11 protein-coding genes are annotated in these 15736 nt (G+C 68.6%); 6 read left to right on the forward strand and 5 right to left on the reverse strand.

The window, feature by feature from the left end:
• Window positions 1-2: 2 nt before the first annotated feature.
• Both KO481_RS25770 and KO481_RS25775 read right to left on the reverse strand, forming a co-directional pair.
• Window positions 3-989, reverse strand: coding sequence for a GlxA family transcriptional regulator (locus tag KO481_RS25770; protein ID WP_215920584.1), 987 nt, complete (start codon window positions 987-989; stop codon window positions 3-5).
• A 271-nt stretch (window positions 990-1260) separates the two neighbouring features.
• Window positions 1261-1854, reverse strand: coding sequence for a TetR/AcrR family transcriptional regulator (locus tag KO481_RS25775; protein WP_215920586.1), 594 nt, complete (start codon window positions 1852-1854; stop codon window positions 1261-1263).
• Window positions 1855-2204: 350 nt separating this feature from the next.
• On the opposite strand from KO481_RS25775, the gene KO481_RS25780 reads away from it, so the two are divergent.
• Window positions 2205-5069: a helix-turn-helix transcriptional regulator gene (locus KO481_RS25780; RefSeq protein WP_215920587.1), complete on the forward strand. Its 2865-nt coding sequence runs from the start codon at window positions 2205-2207 to the stop codon at window positions 5067-5069.
• Between the two features lie 105 nt (window positions 5070-5174).
• Here KO481_RS25780 and KO481_RS25785 read toward each other — a convergent pair whose 3' ends face one another.
• From KO481_RS25785 to KO481_RS25795, 3 genes are read right to left on the reverse strand one after another with little or no spacing between them, the layout of a single operon-like run.
• Entirely contained in the window at window positions 5175-6590 is a 1416-nt protein-coding gene (locus KO481_RS25785) for a phytoene desaturase family protein (protein WP_215920588.1), read from the reverse strand.
• Window positions 6587-8398, reverse strand: coding sequence for a DUF3556 domain-containing protein (locus KO481_RS25790; RefSeq protein ID WP_215920589.1), 1812 nt, complete (start codon window positions 8396-8398; stop codon window positions 6587-6589). Before KO481_RS25790 ends, KO481_RS25785 begins: the two co-directional genes overlap by 4 nt.
• A 34-nt stretch (window positions 8399-8432) precedes the next feature.
• Window positions 8433-9893 carry a class I adenylate-forming enzyme family protein gene (locus KO481_RS25795; protein WP_215920590.1) on the reverse strand — a complete coding sequence of 487 codons (1461 nt, stop codon included), beginning with the start codon at window positions 9891-9893 and terminating at the stop codon, window positions 8433-8435.
• Between the two features lie 161 nt (window positions 9894-10054).
• Here KO481_RS25795 and KO481_RS25800 point away from each other — a divergent pair, with 161 nt between their 5' ends.
• From KO481_RS25800 to KO481_RS25820, 5 genes are all read left to right on the forward strand, one after another.
• Window positions 10055-11332 (forward strand): PucR family transcriptional regulator, encoded by a 1278-nt coding sequence (locus tag KO481_RS25800; protein WP_215920596.1) that lies wholly within the window; start codon window positions 10055-10057, stop codon window positions 11330-11332.
• An 85-nt stretch (window positions 11333-11417) separates the two neighbouring features.
• Window positions 11418-12590, forward strand: a complete 1173-nt coding sequence (locus KO481_RS25805) for a PucR family transcriptional regulator (RefSeq protein ID WP_215920598.1) — start codon at window positions 11418-11420, stop codon at window positions 12588-12590.
• Between the two features lie 146 nt (window positions 12591-12736).
• Window positions 12737-14446 carry a PHA/PHB synthase family protein gene (locus KO481_RS25810; RefSeq protein ID WP_245401530.1) on the forward strand — a complete coding sequence of 570 codons (1710 nt, stop codon included), beginning with the start codon at window positions 12737-12739 and terminating at the stop codon, window positions 14444-14446.
• Between the two features lie 10 nt (window positions 14447-14456).
• Window positions 14457-14909, forward strand: coding sequence for a MaoC family dehydratase (locus KO481_RS25815; protein ID WP_215920600.1), 453 nt, complete (start codon window positions 14457-14459; stop codon window positions 14907-14909).
• Entirely contained in the window at window positions 14906-15730 is an 825-nt protein-coding gene (locus KO481_RS25820; protein ID WP_215920602.1) for an alpha/beta fold hydrolase, read from the forward strand. Before KO481_RS25815 ends, KO481_RS25820 begins: the two co-directional genes overlap by 4 nt.
• The last annotated feature ends 6 nt before the right edge of the window (window positions 15731-15736 follow it).

The following is a 15736-nucleotide window of genomic DNA, read 5'->3' on the forward strand; positions in this document are numbered from 1 at the left end:
GTTTATGATCCCGATCGCCAAGGGGCGATCTGTCCCCGTACCTCGGCAATTGTCCTCCCGCGCCGCCTGCGGAACAGCGCTCGCAGCGTTCCGGCATTGAGATACCCGACCCGCGCCGCAACCGAATCCACCGACAGGTCGGTCGTGCGCAGCAGTGTCGTCGCTCGCTCGAGACGGATCTCGTCGACGAAATCCGTTGGGGACATGCCCAATTCGGCCTGCATCACGCGCTGCAGGCTGCGCGGGGTCACGCCCAGGGCGCGGGCGGCATCGGTGACGGTGAACTGGTCGGCGACGCGTTCGCGCACCCAGCGCTCGAAGGACGCGACCAGCGAGTTGCCACGGGCGACGACCTCCGGGATGGAGAACTCGATCTGTGGGCCGCGGTCGCCGATCGCCAGGTAGCGGGCGACGAGTTCGGCCAGGGCCGGGCTGGTCGTTCTGATCAGCGACAGTGCCAGGTCCAGGTGGGACAGGGACGCGCCGGCGGTGGTCGCGCCGGTGGCGCGGCACAGGGTGCGGCCCTCGTGGACCTGGATTTTCGGGTATCGGCGGCGGAAGGTAGGGCCCAGCCACCAGCTGGTGGTCGCCTCCAGGTCGTCCAGCACTCCGGCTTCGGCCAGGAAGAATGTTCCGGTGCAGGCGGCCGCGACGTGGGTGCCCTGCCGATGTGCCGCCGAAATTCGTTCCAGCAGGGGATGACTCGAGGGGCCGGAAACCAGATCCACCAACTCCTGGATGTCGAGAACGCCGATCGCCGGCACGATCATCACGTCGATCTCACCCTGGAGATCGTCCAGGGGAGTGGTCGGCACCAGGTGGCCGTGCGCCGACCGGACGCTGGCGCCGAGTGACACGATGCGTACGTGCCAGGGTGCGGGCGGCGATTCCAGCTCGGGCAGTAGGGCATTGGCCATGTTGAAGGCCTCGACCACCGATGCGAGGCCGAAATCGGCCACGCGATCGAATACGAATACTGCAGCCTCCATGTCGCAAACAGTACCGAATCTGTCCGAAGCGACACCAGTCATCGTGGAGTATTCCTCATAGGGTTCACGTATGACTCATGTGCGACAACTCGTCGCTGAGCCGATGGCACGCTCGCTACATCCGGTACGAGCGCTTCATCGCTCATGCGGCGGACGAGCGTGCGGGTAGCTCGAGCGAACGAGGGCGCCAGTATGCGTATCAGCCGCAGCCGTTGTCGTACAGTCGAATACACGGCCGTCGGGGTCGGTACGGCCTCCCATGGGGGCGGGATCACCCTGCGGCGTCGGCGATTTCGCCGATCGGAACGGCTGCCAGCCCCGACAGTAGGCTCGCCGCCGTCGTCTGGAACATGTCGACATCGGCGTAGACCCGGGCCACCAGCAGTGCGCCCTCCAGGCAGCTGATGATCATATGTGCCTTCTCATTCGGAGATCCGGCGAAGGCCAGTGTTCCTTCCCGCAGCCCCTGCGACAGCACCTCCGACAACCATTCGACGTTGCGCTCGAAGAAGTGGACCACCGATGCCTGCATCGCCGCCGTCAGTGTGCTGTACTCGGCGGCGAGCATGCCGCACAGGCACATTCGCTGCTCGCGCAGGACGCCCGCGTACAGGCTCGCGTAGCGCTCGAGCCGGGCCGAAGCGTCGGCGCCGTCGACCGCCGCCAGCGCCTCGAAGAACCGTTGCTCGTATCGTTGCACCAGTGCCAGGCCCAGCTCCGCCTTGCTCGGAAAGTGGTAGTACAGAGCGGGTTTGGAGATCGACAGGGCTGCGGCGATGTCGGCATAGCTGAACCCGTTGAACCCGCGGCTCTGCACCAGTTGCTCCGCGACATCGAGGATGTGCGATGAGGTGCGTGGTGCCATGTGCTTCTACCTCTTGACTATCGGGCGGGTACTGGTAAGAATTTGACCTACTGGTAAATCAGTGTACGTCGGGCGATCCGTTCCGGCCGCGTTTCTACCCTGCGAAGCTATTGCAGCGCAACCAATTTCGGTTGATACGCGGTCGTCGTGGGGTACGGTTCCGATGTTGCACGAGATTTGCCGAGCGTCAACTCGACCCAGGAGGAGGGCGAGGCTGGCCAACGCGCCATGGGACAACGGATCTCATCCACGTACGACAGCACTCGACCCCCTCGGATTTCCAGGCGGCACCGACAATGCAGGAACTCAGCGACATCGAATCAACGAAGAGACCGGTAGGGGTGGTGGGTGTGGGTGCATCACCAGGATTGCCTCCGTACGACGGTCCGGAGGGGCGATTGATCGGCCGGCGCGACGAACTCGACCGGATCTCACGGCGGATCGACAGGGTGGTCGCGGGGGAGGGCGGGGTCGTCCTCATCGAGGGTGAACCGGGCATCGGCAAGTCCGTGATGCTCTCGGCGGCCGCACGATTGGCGTCCGTGCGCGGCGTGCAGGTAGTGCGCAGCGACGCCAAGGAGCTCGCGCAACGGGTCCCGTTCGGGGCGATGGCGGCACTGCGGGACACGCTCGAAGCGACCTCCTCGCCGCGATCCGGCCGGGCGCCGGTCGAGCGGGAGACCCTCGCCGACGCGCCGACGCTCGGGCACGAGCTGGGGATCATCGAGAATCTGCTCGCCATGATCGAGAATCGCTGTGTCGTAGGTCCATTCGCGTTGATCCTGGACGATGCGCACTGGGCCGATCCGTCCAGTCTGCGGGCGCTGCAACGGCTGGGCCACCTCGTCCGCGAGCTCCCGTTGCTGATTCTGCTCGCGGCCCTGCCGCTCTCGCGCGGCCGCAATCTGCCGGCCCTGTTCGCCGAATTCGAGTCGGGGGGAGCCGAACTCGTGCGACTCGGACCGATGGGCGATGCCGAGGTGGCCGTGCTGGTGGAGCGCTCGCTCGGATCGGCCGCCGGGCCACTGTTGTCGGCCGCGGTCGCCAGCGCGGGCGGCAACCCGCTGTATGTCACCGAGCTGGTGGCGGGATTGTCGCAGGCGGGGATGCTCGAGGGCGGAGAAATAAGCACGGCCGCAACGGCTTTCGCGGTCAGCGACGCGGGAGAGATTCGCCTGCCGGAGTCGCTGACGGACGTGGTCGCCCGGAGGCTGGACTATCTTCCGGCGCGCTCGCGGCAGATCCTTTCGATGGCGGCGGCATTGGGGCACGGCATCGAGGCCGTCGAGCTGGCCGAGTTCCTCGAGGCTCCGCTGATCGATGTGTGGAACGTGATAAGCATGGCGGTCGGGTCGGGAATCCTGGAGCGGCACGGCGCGGAGCTGACCTTCCGGCACGACCTGATTCGCCAGGTGCTGGCCGACCAGCTTCCGCCGGCCACGCGGGTGATGCTGCAATCGCGGGCGGCGCGGGTGTTGATGTCGATGGAAGCGCCCGTGGAGCGGGTCGCGATGTACCTGCTGCCGGGCGAAGGCCCACTGGACCCGATCGGCCTGGAATGGCTGACGGCCTCTGTGGAGAGACTGACGGTGCGTGCGCCCGAACTCGCGGCGGGGCTGCTGGCCCGGGCCATCGAGACTCCGCGACTCGACCCGGCCCTGCACGACGAACTGCGCCTGTGGCAGATCAGAGCGCTGCTGTGGAGCGGGAACCCCACCCACGCCGAGGCGGTCGCACGGCACGTGTTGTCGCTGGGATCCACGGTGGTGAGTCGGCAGCAGTCGGACAACATCATGCTGCACTGGTTGCTGGCGCATGCGTGTTTCGCCCGGGGGAACCTGTCCGACGCCATCGCGGTCGCCGAGTCCGTCCTCGGCGTGCCCGGTCTCACCCCGGTGCAGCAGGGGCAATTTCACGGCTTCCGTGGCCTGTCCTACGTGCTGCTCGAGCGTTTCGACATTGCGGAGGAGGCGGCGGCCCGGGCGATGACCATCGGCGATGCCTGCGCGGATCCGGTCGCGTGGGGGCTGGGCTCGCTCGCGCTGGGCTCGTTGCGGTTCCAGCAGGGATTCCTGGACGAGGCGCAGCAACTCGGCGATCAGCTGGTACGCAGTTTCGAATCCAGTGGCCGCCGGCGGCTTTCCACCATCGAGCCCTATTCGCTCAGCGGCATCTGCCTGACCGAACTCGACCGGTACGAGGCCGCGGAAAAGATGCTGACCCGGGCGGTCCGATACAGCGAGAGCATGTCCGGGGCGTATCTCGGCTCGAATCGCTTGGAACTGGCGAGATTACACTTCCTGCGGGGCCGCTGGGACGACGCCCTGGTCGATCTGGGCGGCTGCCGGGAGGCGCCGGACGTCTTCGGATTCGCCGCGACCGCAGACTGTTTCGCGGCTCTGGTCGCGGTGCACCGCGGCACGTTCACCGGCACCCCGGACTCGCTGCCCGCTCCCCGCGATCGGCTGGAGGGCCGCGGCTACCGGCACCTGCGCCCCTGGGTGCAGGCGCTGGTCTATGAGACACAGGGTGATCCCGCCCGGGCCATGGACACCCTGCTGGGCCCGAGCAACGAATTGGTGGACGGCGTTGTCTGTGCCACCGTCTATCACGCGTATCCGGATCTGGTGCGCATGGCGATCGCGGCCGGGCGCAAGGATGTCGTCGGCAAGGTCGCCGCCGCCGCGGATACGTTGCAGGCGCGCCATTCCACCCCCAGCCGGCGGGCTACGGCGGAGCTGTGTCACGGGATGGCCGACGGCGACTCGGCCCTCGTCGCCCGTGCCGTCGACTCGTTTCGGGAGGCCGATCGCCCCTGGTATCAGGCGCAGGCCAACGAGTTCCTCGCCACGCTGCTCGCGGCCGAGGGGCACACGGTGCAGGCGCGGTCCGCGCTGGACGCCGCGGTCGAGCTGTACACCGGGTTCGGCGCCGAATGGGATATCGCCCGGGCCGAGGCGAGCCTGCGGGAGTTCGGGATTCGCCGCGGGCGGCGTGGTCCCCGCAACCGGCCCAAGAACGGCTGGCAGTCGCTGACCCCGACCGAGAAGAAGGTCGCCGCCCTGGTGGCGCAGGGACTGTCGAATCCGGACATCGCCACCCGAATGTTCCTGTCCCCGCGCACCGTGCAGTCGCACATCTCGAACATCCTGACCAAACTGAAGCTGCAATCGCGGATTCAGGTAGCGATTGCCATGGCCGCACAGGGAGCGTGACCCGCCGGCTCGCCCGCGCTCCGAGTGAGCACCGCCGGGGCCCCGTGAGGTCGCGCGGGGCCCGGTCGGTAGCGTTGGCGCTGCCGTGTGCGTCGGGGGCCCCGGTCATCGTCCGAGGTCGCGCAGGGCCCGGTCGGCGGCGTTGGCCCCACACATGCCGTGGGCGCCGGGGCCCGGCGGTGTGGCGGCGGAGCAGATGTACATGCCGGGTACTCCTACTGAATAGGGAGACAAGGTGATTCGCGGTCCGAAAACGAGCTGCCGGATGTCCTTGGAGCCGGTCATGATGTCGCCGCCGGTGAAGTTGGGGTTGTAGGTCGCGAGCTCGGTTGTAGTGCGGACCGACCTGCCGATGACGCGATCCCGGAATCCGGGGGCGAACTGTTCGATCCGGGCGATGATCGCCTCCGTGGCGTCGCCCGTATACCCGTGCGGGACATGGGCATAGGCCCACACCGGGTGAATATTGCCCACCGAGCGCTGCGGATCGGCCAGGTACTGCTGGCCGATCAGTACGAAGGGGCGCTCTGGCAGGCGCCCGGCGTGGGTGTCGCGCTCGGCGGCGGCGATTTCGGCGTAGGGCCCGCCGAGGTGGACGGTTCCGGCGCGGCGGGCCTTCGGATTGGTCCACGGCACCCCCTCGGCCACCGCGAAGTCGACCTTGAATGCCCCGGGGCCGCGCCGGAAGTTCCGGTAGGCGTGCGCGATTCGGGCCGGAAGACGGTCGCCGAGGAGCTCGGCGACCGCTTCGGGAGCCAGGTCGAACATGGTGATGTCCGCGGTCGGCAGCTGAGTGTGGGTGCTCACCCGGACGCCGGTCTCGATCTTGCCGCCCAGGTCCGCCAGCAATGCCGCGAGTGCCAGGGTGATCGCGTGCGAACCGCCGGCGGCGACGGGCCACCCGTGCCGATGACCCGCGGTCAGAATGCCCATGCCGATCGCCGAGGTCATCGGCAGGTGCAGCGGCCGGAAGGCATGGGCCGCAACGCCTCCGAACAGCGCCCGCGCCTCCCGCGTGCGGAAGGCGCGGGCCAGCGCCGAGGCGGGCAGGGGCGTGGGCGCGCCGAAACGCGCCAGTGTCAGCGGGTGCCGGGGCAGGTGTAGCAGCGGATACAGGATGTCCTCGGCCAGGGCGTCGTAACGCTCGGAGGGTCTGCCGAACAACAGCTTCCAGCGATCCCCATCGCGACCCAGCCCGGCCGCGGTGCGTTCGACCGAGCGATGCAGCACCCCGGCGCGCCCATCCTCCAGCGGGTGGACGCAGTCGATGTCCGGTGTGCGCCAGGACAATCCGTACCGCTCGAGGTCGAGCCCGGCCAGGAAGGGGGAGCCCACGGCCATCGGATGGGTTGCCGCACACCGGTCGTGCAGCAGCCCGGGCACGATGTCCTCGACCGTGCGGGTACCGCCGCCGATCTCGGTGTCGGCCTCGAGGACCGTGACCCGGACGCCCGCCCGGGCCAGGGCCACGGCGGCGGCGAGTCCGTTGGGCCCGCCGCCGACGACGGTCGCGGTGGTCACGCCAGCGCTCCGTGTCCGTGTTCCCGCTCGTCGGCCGGGGCGACGGGTGCGCCGCCGGGCGCGGTCCACGTGACGGCCAGGGGGATCGGGCCGTCCGGCAGCCAGGGCTGCGCGTCCACGGCATCGGCGACCGACCAGGTGCCACGCTCGACGACGCCCAGCGCCGCGTCGATGACCTGGTAATGCTGCACCCGGCTGCCCCACGCCTGCGATTCGACCCAGACCACCACCGCCTCGCCCGGTTCGAATCGGGCCTCGCGCTGCACGGCCGCAATGAAGCTCGCGTCGTGCAGGTGACCATCGCCGAAGTTGAAGCCGATCAGCGAATTGCACAGGAATTCGCCCTCGCGCACGGTGCGGGTCTCGATATCGGGCAGGTTCTTCAGTAGCACCGAGAACAGTCCGCGGCCCTGGCTGTGCATCGTGCGCCAGGCGATGACCTGCTGCATAGTGATCTCGGCCCACTGCGGTTCGTAACCGAATTCGACGAACTGGTCGACCTGGTTTCTCGCGGTGCGTGTCACCCTATCCAGTTTGCCCTCCGCACCGGGCGCGAAGGCCCAGACCGCCGAGGCCCAGTTTCCCGCGTACTGGCGCATGGACGGCAGGAACGAGACCTTGTCCGGACGGAAGTTGCCCAGGATCGGGAAGAGCAGCAGTCCGGCGATCAGCACCAGCGCAAGCCACGGCGAGGAGATGTCGAACAGTCCGTAGCCGCCCTGATTCGGGAATCCCAGGAACAGGAACATCGAGGCGTAGGCGAACAGCACGTTCCACTCCAGCGGCACCGCCAGCGGGAAGGTGGACACGATGAACAGGTGGAACACCACCATCACGGCCACCGCCAGCACCGTGAGCCAGTGATTGCGCGAGAACAACAGCACCAGCGGAACGATGATCTCTACGGTGGTGCCGCCGGCGTGCGCCATCAGGTCCGCGATCCGGGACGGGCGCAGATCCCGCGGGAAGTCGCGGTAGTGTGCGCGCTTGAGCCAGGTGAAGGGCACCGAGGGGCTGTTGCTGACCATGGGCGGCACCACGAGCGAGAAGTGCTTGCCGAACTTGGACACGCCCGCGCCCACCCACACCACGACGATGAGCAGCTTCAGCGCGATGATCATGTCGATGAAAGGCAGTGCGGCGAAGAAGAACAGCGCGGGCAGATACTGCTCGCCGCGCGCGCCGAGGAATATCGTCTTGTCCCGCACGCCGTTCAGGATCAGCAGCACGATAGGCGCGATCAGCAGCGCCGGATTCACCAGCCCGGAGGTGTTGCCCGGGACCGCGGACGACAGCGAATCGCTGTGCACGCCAGGGGATAACAGCGCGACGGCGACGCTCACCAGCAACGCGGCATACAGCGTGATGTCGAACCAGTTGCGCCGATCGCCCGCGGTGAGCGGCACCCACTTCCAGGGCCGCAGCCGGATGGTGCCGGGCCGCGCCCAGAACACGATGCCGCCGGTCATCGGTTTCACCTTGCCCGCCAACGGTCCCCACGATCCGGCGATGCCGATGCTCTCCAGCAGCACCGTCCACAGGATCGCCTTCTGATAGACGATCGGCTGGTTCCACCACTGGGTCACGTGCCAGAAGGCGGGCAGGTGCGAGGTGGCCGTCGCGACGACCGCGCCGCCGAGGGCATACAGCACAATCAGTTTCAGGATGTAGATCGTGTGCACCATGCGCGGGGAGCCGAAGCCGTGTTCGACCCAGTGGGTGGCCAGGATCCGCATTCGCTCCATGAGCGGCAGCCGCAGGAAGCTCTCCGGTTCGACCGCGGGCAGATCGGGTTTCGTGAAGCCCATGACACTTCTCCTTCTCTTTCGATAGTGCTGGTAATCAACGTGTTTCGGCATCGAGCAGCCGCAGTGCGGGCTTGTCGATCTTGCCGACGGCATTCTTGGGTAGCTGATCGAGAACCCGGATCGACACCGGCAGTTTGTATTTCGCCAATCCGGTCCGGGCATGCTCGCGGATCGCGTCGGCGTCCAGCGCTGAATCGGCGGTGAGGGCGACGAACAGGATCGGCTGCTCGCCGTAGACGGGATCGGGCCGCCCGATCACCGCGGCCTCGGCGACCTCGGGCAGCTGGTAGACGACGGTTTCGATCTCTTTGGGGTAGATGTTCTCCCCGCCGCGGATGATCATGTCCTTGGCCCGGTCCACCAGGGTCAGGTAGCCCTCCGCGTCGAGGCGTCCGATATCGCCGGTGTGCAGCCACCCGTCCACGACGGTCAGGGCGGTCTCCTCGGGCCGATTGAGGTAGCCGCGCATGATGTTCGGGCCCGAGACCAGCACTTCGCCGCTCTCGCCCGGGACGGCCTCGGAGCCGTCGTCGGCCAGGATCCGGATGCGCTGACCGGGCAGCGGCAGCCCGACCGAGCCCGGTTTCCGTTCTCCGGCAAGGGGATTGATGGTGCTGGCGCAGGTGCTCTCGGACAATCCGTAACCCTCGATGACCGGAATGCCGTAGCGCCCCTCGAATTCGGCGAGCAGGCCCACGCTGGCCGGGGCGGCGCCGCAGATGCCCAAGCGCACCGACGAGGTGTCCGGGCGCACCGTCGCGGGCAGATCGGCCAGCATCCGGTAGATGGTCGGCACGGCGGAAAAGTATGTGGCGCGGGCTTTTTCGATCCGGGCGAAGAATCCCGCCGCCTCGAACCGCCCCGCCACCGTGGTGCGTCCGCCCGCCAGCAGCGGCGAGAGCACCCCGACCACGATCCCGTTGACGTGGAACAGCGGCAGGATAAGCAGGCTGTGGTCCGTTTCGGTCAGCTCCAGTGCGGCGATGATCATGCCGCACATGGCGTTCAGGTTGGCGTGATCGAGCATCACGCCCTTGGGTCGCCCGGTGGTTCCGCTGGTGTAGATCAGCAGCGCCAGCGCATCGGTGTCGATCGCGACAGGTTCGTCGCCCGTGTCGAGCGGTCCGGAGCGCAACCGATCCACGGGCAGCACCGCGCCCACCTGCCCGTCGAACGGCCGGTCGGTGATCAGCATCTTCGCGCCCGCGTCGTTCGCCTGATAGGCGATCTCGTCGGTGGTGAGCGAGGGATTCACCGGTGTGACGGCCGCACCCAGGCGCCAGGCGGCAAAGAGCGCCACCACCAGGTCCGCGGTGTTGGGCAGCAGGACCGCCACCACGTCGCCGGTCCCGATGCCCGCACCGCGCAGCGTCGCCGCGGCCCGTCGCACGGCCGTGTGGAATCCGGCGTTGTCGAGGTCGACGCGGTCGTCGGCGAGGGCGGGGGCGTGCGGATCGCGGGCGGCCCTGCGGTCCGGTAACGAGGGGAGGTTCATCGGGGAGGTCCTTTGCCGGCTGAAAAAGTGACGGAGAACACCGTAGAAATCACCGGTCCGCGAACCACCGTCGCGCGTGAACGAACTTCGGCCCGGCACTTGTCGCCGGAGAACAAGGCAAACGGCCCGCCGTCGCGGGTTACCGGCACTACCGTGGGGGTATGACGGTTGCGCGGCGCGACGGCGACGTCGCGGTGGGCCGCTACATCGAGGCGATCGCTGCCCGGATGAATGCCAGGGTGACGCAGGTCAGCGCGGCCATCCAGGCCGCCCTGGAAGACGACATCATCGATCTGCGCGGCGACGCGCGCACCGCCGAACTCCTGGGCGCGAGCGTCGAGGCCAATGTCGACACCCTGCTGCACGCGCTGCGCCACGACCTGCCCGTCGAGCGCATTCAGGCGCCCGCGGCGGCCGTCGAATACGCCAGACGCCTTGCCCAGCAGGGTGTTCCGGTCCACGCGCTGGTGCGGGCCTATCGGCTGGGGCAGCGCCGGCTCACCGAGATGGTGTTCGCCGAATTGCACGAGATGGCGATTCCGCCCGGTGATCGGATCTCCGCGATCGAGCGGATCACCGCGATCGTGTTCGAGTACATCGACCGCATCACCGAGCAGGTCGTGGTCATCTACGACGACGAGCGGGAACGGTGGCTGGAGACCCGCAACAGCCTGCGCGCGCTGCGCGTGCGCGAACTGCTGACCACCCGCAAGGCCGTGGACGCCGACGAGACCTCCACCGTCATCCGGTATCCGCTGCGCTGGCACCACATCGCGCTGGTGCTGTGGTATTCCGACGCCGGGGACAGTGAGATTCCCCGGCTGCAGCAGTTCGTCCGCGAGCTGGCCCAGGAGCTGGCCACCGACGCGAATCCGCTGTTCGTCGCCGCCGATCCGGCCTGCGCGTGGGCGTGGCTGCCCTATCGCGCGGCGCCGCCCGATCCGGCGCCGGTGCTGCGGGCCCGCGCCGCGTCATCGCCCGCCGCGCCCGGGATCGCGATCGGCCGGGCCGGATCCGGGGTCGCGGGCTTTCGCCGCTCGCACCGGCAGGCCGGGCAGGCGCAGGCCGTGGCGGCGGCCGGGGGTATGGCGAATCCCGTTGTGGCCGCGTCGGATCCGGGCTTGGCCGCGGCCGCGCTGCTGGGCGACGATCTCGCCGAGACCCGCGAATGGGTGGGCGAGACGCTGGGCGAGCTGGCCCGCGACACCGACAACGACGCGCGCCTGCGCGAGACGCTGCGGGTGTTCCTGCGCACCGGATCGAGCTACAAGGCGGCCGCGGAGGAACTGGATCTGCACTTCAACTCCGTGAAGTACCGGGTCGGGCGCGCGGTTGCCCGGCGCGGGAGGCCGATCGCGCAGGATCGGCTCGACGTCGAGCTGGCGCTGCTGGTGTGTCATTGGTACGGTCCGGTGGTGTTGCGCCCGGATCCGTCCTGACGTGCCCTTTCGGCGACAATGAGGCGCCGGTTTTTCGTCTCCTCGAGACAATGGCAGCCGCCCGTCACCGTCCTACCGTGCTCTCATGGACAACAGCGGACACGATATCGCAGCGGCGGCGCGGACCCTTGCCGGTCGCGTCGATCAGCTGGCCGTGGAGCTGGCTCGGGCGATCGGCAAAGAGGTGGTCTACTACGGCACGTCGGCGGTGGTGCCGTTCGACGTGCTGGTCGCGGTGGTCACCGAGCACCTGCGCGTTGTGCTCGACGGGCTGATCACGGGCGTGGATTTCGACATCGACCCGGCCGCCGCGGTGGGTGCCGAGCGTGCCCGCGAGGACATTCCACTGGCCGCCGTGCTCGAGGCGTACCGGATCGGATTCTACCGCCTCTGGGAGGCGCTGCTGGGCGCCGCGACGGGCGCCGACGGTGAGACGGTGCGCTCGCTGACCGCGAAAGTGATTGCCGCGCAAGGGCTCTATACCGATGCCGCGGCGTCCGGCTATCGCCGCGAGCAGACCCGGCGGATCGAGCGCGACACCGACACGCACAGCGCGCTCATGGACGCGCTGCTGCACGGGCGGTTGTTCGAGCGATGGAGCGTATGGGAGGCCGCGGACTACCTGCGCCTGCCAGCGACAGGCCCGTTCGTGGTCGTGGCCGCGCGGGCGCCCGCGCCCGGGGCCGAGGCGCTGCCGGAGATCGAACCCAAACTCCGCAGCCTGGACGTGTTCTCGGCCTGGTGGGAGCTGCCCGAACTGACCATCGGCATTCTGAGTTTCCGCACCGAGCAGCAGCTGACGAATGCGCTGGCCCTGCTCTCGCGCACCGCGACCGCCCGGATCGGGGTGAGCTCGCGTTACGACGATCTGCGCGAGACACCCGAGGCGCTGCGGTACGCGCGGATCGCCGCGGGCGGGCGCGCCGAACCGGATGACCTGGTCTCGGTCTTCGACGGCTCGATCCTCGGCGCCGCCGCCGTCAGTGCCCCCGAGATCACGACCAAACTGGTTGCGCCGCTGTTCGATTCCTTCGACGAGCTGGCGCAGGAGGAGCGCGAGGTGCTGTTCGAGACCTTCCGGGTCTGGGTGGCCACCGACGGATCCCTGCGCGCCACCGGCGAGTTGCTGTTCTGCCACCCCAACACCGTGCGCTACCGGTTGCACCGCATCGAGGAACGCACCGGCAGGTCGTTGTCGCGGCCCCGGGACCTGGCCGAGCTCTGTTTCGCCTTCGAGGTGTACCGGCGGCTGCTGTGAACCTCGCCCCCGTTGTCCCGTCGCACACCGTTGTGCCGACGAGATTGTCCGCCACCACATCGACTCCGAGCTCGTCAGGCAAAACCATGGAGATCAATGGGCGGATCTCGAACGACCCGATGTCCGATCGCAGGAGTAGTGAGCACATGGCGACGAAAACCGAAAACACCGACGACATGCTGGGGGCCGACGAGTTGGCCGCCCCGCTGGATCTGCTACTGACCGGCTCGGCCGTGGGCATCGGCCGCCGCCTGATGCCCAACAACTCCTGGGGCCGGCTGGCGCTCGAGCTGGCCCGCCGTCCGGGAGTGGTCGGCACCCGGGTCTCGGCGCTGGGCCGAGAGCTGGTGGATATCGCGCGGGGCCAGTCACAGGTCGCCCCGGCCAGGTCGGACAAGCGCTTCGCCGATCCCGCCTGGCAGGGCAATCCGCTGCTGCGGCGCGCGATGCAGGCCTATCTGGCCGCCGGCGACACCGCGGAAACCCTGCTCACGGACGCCCAGCTGGACTGGCGCGACGAAGAGTGGATGCGGTTTGTCGTGGACAACGCGATCGATGCGCTGGCCCCGACCAACAATCCGCTGCTTAACCCGGTCGCCTGGAAGGCCGCTATCGACACCGGCGGCTCGAGCATGGTGCAGGGGGTACGGCACTTCCTCGGCGACATGGCTGGGGCGCCCCGGATTCCGGCGATGGTGGAGGCGAACGCGTTCACGGTGGGGGAGAACGTGGCCGTCACGGCGGGGTCGGTGGTGCTGCGCACCGAGGCCTTCGAGCTCATCCAGTACGCGCCGACCACCGAGCAGGTGCGCACCGTGCCGCTGCTGATGGTGCCGCCGGTGATCAACAAATTCTATGTCATGGACATCGCGCCCGGGCGCAGCATGATCGAGTACTTCCTGTCCCAGGGTCAGCAGGTGTTCGCCATGTCGTGGCGTAATCCCGATGCCGCGCAGCGGGATTGGGGATTCGACACCTACGGCGGCGCCATCCTCGACGCCCTGGCCGCGGTGCAGCGCATCACCGGCTCCGAGCGCACCCACCTGCAGGCCTCGTGCTCCGGCGGCATTCTCGCGGCCATGACCGCGGCCCATCTCGCGGCGATCGGACAGGAGCAGCGGCTGGCCAGCCTGACGCTCATGGTGACGGTGCTGGATCAATCCCACGCGGGTTTCGCCGACGCCGTCCTGGACGAGGAGACCGCGCAGCTGGCCATCGCGGCGTCGGCGCGCAAGGGCTATCTGGACGGCGCGGCCCTGGCGGAGATGTTCGCCTGGCTGCGGCCCAACGACCTGGTGTGGCGGTACTGGGTCAACAACTATCTGCAGGGTCGCCAACCCGCCCCGTTCGACGTGCTGTTCTGGAACGCCGACGCCACCCGCATGACCGCCGCCCTGCACCGCGACATGGTCATGCTGGGGCTGCACAACGCGCTGACGGTCCCGGACGCGGCGAGCATGCTCGGCACGCCGGTGGACCTGTCGCGGGTGAGCGTGGACAGCTACGTCGTCGCCGGGCTGACCGACCACATCTCGCCGTGGCAGGCGTGCTACCGCAGCGCCCGGCTGCTGGGCAGCAAGGACTCGCGATTCGTACTGTCCACCAGCGGGCACATCGCCGCACTGGTGAACCCGCCCGGAAATCCCAAGTCCGCCTACCGCATCGGCGCCACCGACGAGGCAGATCCGGGCGCCTGGGCGGATTCGGCGGCGCAGCACCAGGGTTCGTGGTGGACCGACTTCACCGACTGGCTCGGCGAGCGCAGCGGCCCGATGCGTGATGCCCCGGCCACGCTAGGGCTCCCCGAGCTCCCGCCGCTGGCTCCGGCGCCCGGCACCTACGTCCTGGCTCACTGAAAGGACCGCTATGACAACACAACTCGATACCCCGGCCGATCTGATCGGCATCGCCGGCCGGCAGCTCGGCACCACCGACTGGATCGAGATCACCCAGCAGCAGGTAGAACTGTTCGCCGACGCGACCGGCGATCATCAATGGATACATACCGATCCGGCGCGGGCCGCGCACGGGCCGTTCCACGGCACCATCGCACACGGGTACCTGACCCTGTCGCTGGCGCCGGTGGCGATCGCGGACGTGCTCGAGATCAAGGAGCTCACCGCCGCGCTCAACTACGGCCTGAACCGGGTCCGCTTCCCTGCGCCGGTGCCGGTGGGCTCGAAGATCCGCGCGGTGGTGACGCTGAATACCGCCCAGCAGAAGACATCCGGGGTGGAGGCCGTGTTCGGCCTGACCTACGAGATCGACGGCGGCACGCGGCCGGCGTGCGTCGCGGACGTGGTGGTGCTGTATCCATGAGCGATTCGCTGCCCGACAACGCCGTCGAGCGGCGCCTGGTACCGGTACTGGGACAGCAGATCCGGGTGGACGTCCGATGGGGGGAGGGCGTTCCGCTGGTGCTGTGCAACGGGATCGGCGCGGCCCTCGAGGTGTTCGATCCGCTGATCGCCGCGCTGCGCCCCGAGACCACGGTGGTGCGCTTCGACGTGCCCGGCACCGGGGGATCTCCGGATTCGCCACTGCCGTACGGATTCCCGTATCTGGCCGCGGTGCTGCGCGGGGTGCTGCGCAAGCTGGGCATCTTCGGGAAGGTCGATGTGCTGGGCCTGTCCTGGGGTGGTGCGCTGGCCCAGCAGTTCGCCTTCCAGTATCCGATGCGCTGCCGCCGGCTCGTCCTGGTCTCCACCGGCACCGGCGTGCTGATGATTCCCGGCCGGCCCGCCGCGCTGCTGAAAATGCTGACCCCGCAACGCTTTCTGGACCACCACTACGCCGCACGGATCGCCGGCGAACTGTACGGCGGCAGCGTTCGCGAGGATGCGACGATCGTCGAGCGGCTGTTCGACCGGCAGCTGATGGCGGGCTCACGCGTCGGCTACGTGCATCAGCTGCTGGCCGGATCGGTGTGGACGAGCCTGTTCGCGCTGCCGCTGATCCGCCAGCACACGCTCATCGTGGCCGGAACCGACGACCCGATCATTCCGATCGCGAATGCCCGCATCATGGCCCGGCTGCTGCCGCACGCCACCGTGCACCTGCACCCGGGCGGTCACGTCGATCTGATCGTCAACGCCGCCGCGCTCGCCCCGGTGATCGAGGCCTTCCGGCGCGAGTCGTGACGGTGG

Source organism: Nocardia albiluteola, assembly GCF_018860155.1.
In the GTDB taxonomy this organism is placed as follows: Bacteria; Actinomycetota; Actinomycetes; order Mycobacteriales; family Mycobacteriaceae; genus Nocardia; species Nocardia albiluteola.

Excerpts from the sequence above, each read along its gene's own strand:
- KO481_RS25810 (WP_245401530.1), top strand. The coding sequence starts at position 12,737 with ATGGCGACGAAAACCGAAAACACCGACGACATGCTGGGGGCCGACGAG.
- KO481_RS25805 (WP_215920598.1), top strand. The coding sequence starts at position 11,418 with ATGGACAACAGCGGACACGATATCGCAGCGGCGGCGCGGACCCTTGCC.
- KO481_RS25775 (WP_215920586.1), bottom strand. The coding sequence starts at position 1,854 with ATGGCACCACGCACCTCATCGCACATCCTCGATGTCGCGGAGCAACTG.
- KO481_RS25800 (WP_215920596.1), top strand. The coding sequence starts at position 10,055 with ATGACGGTTGCGCGGCGCGACGGCGACGTCGCGGTGGGCCGCTACATC.
- KO481_RS25795 (WP_215920590.1), bottom strand. The coding sequence starts at position 9,893 with ATGAACCTCCCCTCGTTACCGGACCGCAGGGCCGCCCGCGATCCGCAC.
- KO481_RS25820 (WP_215920602.1), top strand. The coding sequence starts at position 14,906 with ATGAGCGATTCGCTGCCCGACAACGCCGTCGAGCGGCGCCTGGTACCG.
- KO481_RS25815 (WP_215920600.1), top strand. The coding sequence starts at position 14,457 with ATGACAACACAACTCGATACCCCGGCCGATCTGATCGGCATCGCCGGC.
- KO481_RS25790 (WP_215920589.1), bottom strand. The coding sequence starts at position 8,398 with ATGGGCTTCACGAAACCCGATCTGCCCGCGGTCGAACCGGAGAGCTTC.
- KO481_RS25770 (WP_215920584.1), bottom strand. The coding sequence starts at position 989 with ATGGAGGCTGCAGTATTCGTATTCGATCGCGTGGCCGATTTCGGCCTC.